Source organism: Cellulosimicrobium cellulans (genome assembly GCF_001722485.1).
Lineage (GTDB): Bacteria > Actinomycetota > Actinomycetes > Actinomycetales > Cellulomonadaceae > Cellulosimicrobium > Cellulosimicrobium cellulans_A.
In genome coordinates this window covers 1-3,565 of the sequence record NZ_LWGL01000235.1, presented here as the reverse complement: position 1 = coordinate 3,565, position 3,565 = coordinate 1, and the positions used below count along the sequence as shown (strand labels likewise).

The 3,565-nt window shown below is 76.7% G+C and carries 3 protein-coding genes; all 3 read right to left on the bottom strand.

Going from position 1 to position 3,565, the window contains the following annotated elements:
• Positions 1–1,051: GNAT family N-acetyltransferase (locus tag JZ5iCDA_RS16240; protein WP_139123178.1), on the bottom strand; the 1,051-nt coding region annotated here is incomplete at its 3' end.
• Entirely contained in the window at positions 1,030–2,229 is a 1,200-nt protein-coding gene (locus JZ5iCDA_RS16235) for a GNAT family N-acetyltransferase (RefSeq protein ID WP_139123177.1), read from the bottom strand. The genes JZ5iCDA_RS16240 and JZ5iCDA_RS16235, both read right to left, overlap by 22 nt.
• The gene (locus JZ5iCDA_RS19180; RefSeq protein WP_069388079.1) at positions 2,213–3,403 is read right to left on the bottom strand and encodes a GNAT family N-acetyltransferase; all 1,191 of its coding nucleotides are present in this window, start codon (positions 3,401–3,403) and stop codon (positions 2,213–2,215) included. Before JZ5iCDA_RS19180 ends, JZ5iCDA_RS16235 begins: the two co-directional genes overlap by 17 nt.
• Positions 3,404–3,565: the final 162 nt, after the last annotated feature.

The following is a 3,565-nucleotide window of genomic DNA, read 5'->3' as shown; positions in this document are numbered from 1 at the left end:
GGCTTGAGGCGCCGGGCCGCGCGTCGCCGCTTCCAGTCAGAGGGCACGCCCGAAACCTAGCAACGACGGCCGGGATGCGCCGTTCGTCCCGCCGTCGCGCCCTACCGGCGGACCCGGTGGCGGTGGTGTCGGCGTACTCGTCGTACCAGCCGAACACGGTGTCGCCGTGCCGGAGGAAGGACGACAGGTAGAGCGTCTCCCCGCCCACCCGCAGGGCGACGACGGACGCGTCGCCGTGGGCGGCGAACCGCGTGAAGACGTCGCGGAACCACCCGGTCCCGCCCGTGAGCCTCGACAGGCCGACGCCGTCGCGGGCCGCGTCGGACTTCCACGAGTGCTTCTCGAAGTCGAGGAAGGCGTCGGCGTCGTCGACCTGCTCGAGCCGCAGCCCGGCCAGCTCGACCGGGGTGCCCAGCTCCTCGCCCAGCCGGCGCGCGCGCCGGCGCACGTCCCGGTGCCTCGACTTCGTGAGATGGGCGAAGGCGCCCGGCGCTGCCGACCGGACGACGTCGAGGTCGGCCGCGGCCCGGTCGTCCCGGCCCCACTCGTGCACGGCGAGCCCGTCCGCCTCGAGCGCACGGCGCAGACCGCCGCCCACCGGTCCGTCCGCCGCGAGGTACACCAGGTCGACGGCGCCGCCGAGCTCGCGCGCGTGCCGGCGCAGGGCGCGCACGAGGTGGCGCAGGTTGGCCTCGCCGTCGTCGGCGAGCACGAGCGGCGAGCCGAGCGACGTCACGAGGTTGAGCACCGGCCCGTCGGTGGACGCGTGGGGCAGCGGCCAGCGCCGTCCGCCGCGCACCGTCTCGACGGGCAGGACGGCGAGCCACCGCACGTCGTCCTCGACGACCAGCACGCGCACGCCGCCGGGTCCGCCCGCGTGCTCGACGTCGAAGTGCTCGACGGTCGGGACGAGGAAGTCGGGCGTGAAGAACACGTTCGGCTCGAGCGGGCGGTCGGCGAGCTCGCGCCACCGCACGAGGGCGTCCTCGTCGAGGTCCCGGACCCGCACCACGCGCGAGCGCACCGGGCTCAGATCACGACGGCGACGCACGGCAGCTCGTTCACGACGGGCAGGAGGGCGGCGTGCAGCGCCGACACCGCACGGGAGGTGAGGTCGCGGGCGCGCGCGAGGAACGCGCGGCGCGCGTCGAGCACGCGGTCGGCGCCGGCGAACAGCGCCCGCTCCGCCCGCGTCCCGACCGCGCACGTCATCGAGCGCAGCTCCCGCCGGTCCGGGTAGAGCGCGGTGTTGAGCGGGTACTCGCGCGGGTCGGTGCAGCTGTCCAGGGACAGGCCCTCCCGCGTCATCTCCGCCATCATGAGCAGCTGCCCCCAGGAGCCGACGCTCCAGCGGGACCAGCGCTCGTCGTACGCGTCGAGCACGAAGAACGCGCGGTCGTCGCGCACGAGCGTCACGCCCGAGTAGAGCAGCTCACCGCCGCACCGCACCTCGAGCACGCGCAGGTGGGGCGCGGCGGCCTCCGCCAGGTCGCGGAACCAGGCCGCCGTGCCGCGGTGCAGGAGCAGCGCCTTCCCGCCACGGCCGGGCGTCCCCTTCCAGCCGGCCGCCTGGAGCTCCAGGAATCGCTCGACGGCGTCGGCGTCCGTGGCCCACGCGACCTCGAGCGGTCCGCCCAGCTCGTGCTCGAGGTGCCGGCGGCTGCGCTGCAGGCTGCGACGGCGGGACCGGGAGAGGGCGGCGAGGACGTCGACCGGCGCGTCGTCCGTGCTGTCCAGGGCGCCGCGGGACAAGTGGTCCCACGTGCGTCGCGGCACGCCGCGCCGCTCGAGGGCGCCGAGCAGGGAGCGCCCCGTCCGCGTGCCGACGTCGACGTTGGCCAGGTCGACGAGGCGGCCCAGCTCGCGGCCGCGCGCGAGCAGGGCCTCGACGAGCCGGTCGGCGGCACGCTCCGACGCGTCGAGGTCGACGAGCGGCGTGCCGCAGGGCGAGACGAAGCCGAGCAGCGGTCCGCCCGTGCTCGTGCGCCCGCGCAGGGAGCGGTGCCCCGGGGCGTGCTCGAACGGCAGCACCGCCTGCCAGCGGCCGGCGTCCTCGACGACGAGGAGGCGCAGGGAGCCCGCCCGGTCGAGGTGGCGCGCCGCCGGCACGAGGAAGGACGGCTCGAAGTACGGGTTCGGGTCCGCCGCCCGCTCGCCGAGCGCCGCCCACGCCGTGTGGTCCACGGCGTGCGACGACGCGACGGGCAGGACCCTATCGGTCCAGACCATCGGGGTCCGCCTCTCGAGATCGGGCCGCCGGCGAGGCGCCGGGGCGGTGGTCGTCGCGCCGCGGTCGCAGGTCGCGCAGCCGGCGGCGGGCACGGACGAGCAGGAGCAGGGCGCGGGCCCGCGGGCGCGTCCCGAGCACGAGGCCGACGAGCGGTCGCCGGTCGCGGTAGAGACCGGTCGGGAGCACGTTGGTGGGGTGCAGGCACGGGTCGAGCAGCTCGGCGTCGGTCTGCTCGAGGCAGAACTCCTGCTCGAGGACGCGGCCGACCGTGCCCGGGCTGCAGCGCGCGAAGCGCTCGTCGTACGTGTCCATGAGGCAGTACAGGGAGCGGCCCGCGCGGAGCAGTACGGACACGAACACCGTCTCGCCGCCCGCGGTGACGCGCAGGACGACGAGGTTCCCGCGCTCGCGCAGCCCCGCCGCCACGTCCCGGAACCACTCGGCACGGCCGGGGACGACGGCGAGCGCGCCCCCGTGCTCGGTGGTGCCCTTCCAGCCCGCGGCCTCGAGCCGGACGAACTCCTCGAACCCGTCCGGGTCCCCGCCGCGGTCGGTCACCTCCAGGGGCCCGGCCTCGCGCTCGAGCCGGCGCTGCATCCGGTCCACCTGCTTGCGGCGCGCGGTGCTGAGGGCCGCACGCGGGTCCGGGGCGCCGTCGGCCCGCCGCAGGACGGCGCGTTCGAAGCGGGAGCGCTCGAGCACGCCCACGCGGTTGCGGGCGCAGGCACGGTGCAAGGCCTCCCACAGCGGGCCGTCGCCGGGGACGAGCGTGAGATCGACGAGACCCGGGAACCCGTTCGCGCGCGAGCGCAGGTGCGCCAGGAGCGCGTCGAGCGTGGCGTCGGCGTCGTCGCGGTCGATGAGCGGCGCGCACAACGGCGAGTCGTGGGCGAGAAAGGGGCCGGCCGTGGTCGCGGACGTCGCCCCTGCCGTCGAGGCGTCCCGGCTCAGGGGCAGCAGCGCGCGCATGCGGTCGACGTCCTCGACGACGACGAGGACGACGTCGCGCGCCTCGGGCAGGTGGCGCGCCGCCGTCGCGAGGTACGCGGGGGACAGGAACGGGTTGGGCTCGAGCGCACGGTCGACGAGCTCGGCCCACCGGGCCTCGTCGTCCGGGGTCGTCGCGCGCAGCGGGAGGGTCCGCGCCCGCAGCGTGGTCCGTGGCGCGGTCATGATGCCGGCACCGCCCCGGTCGTGGCCGCGAGCACGGCGTCGAGCCGTCCGCGCGCGGTGCGCCAGTCGTTCCGGCCGGCGTGGCGGACCGCGGCCTCCTGGGCGCGGGCGAGCGCGGCCTCGTCGTCGGCCAGGGCCTCGAGCGCGCCGAAGAGCGCGGAC

Excerpts from the sequence above, each read along its gene's own strand:
- JZ5iCDA_RS19180 (WP_069388079.1), bottom strand. The coding sequence starts at position 3,403 with ATGACCGCGCCACGGACCACGCTGCGGGCGCGGACCCTCCCGCTGCGC.
- JZ5iCDA_RS16235 (WP_139123177.1), bottom strand. The coding sequence starts at position 2,229 with ATGGTCTGGACCGATAGGGTCCTGCCCGTCGCGTCGTCGCACGCCGTG.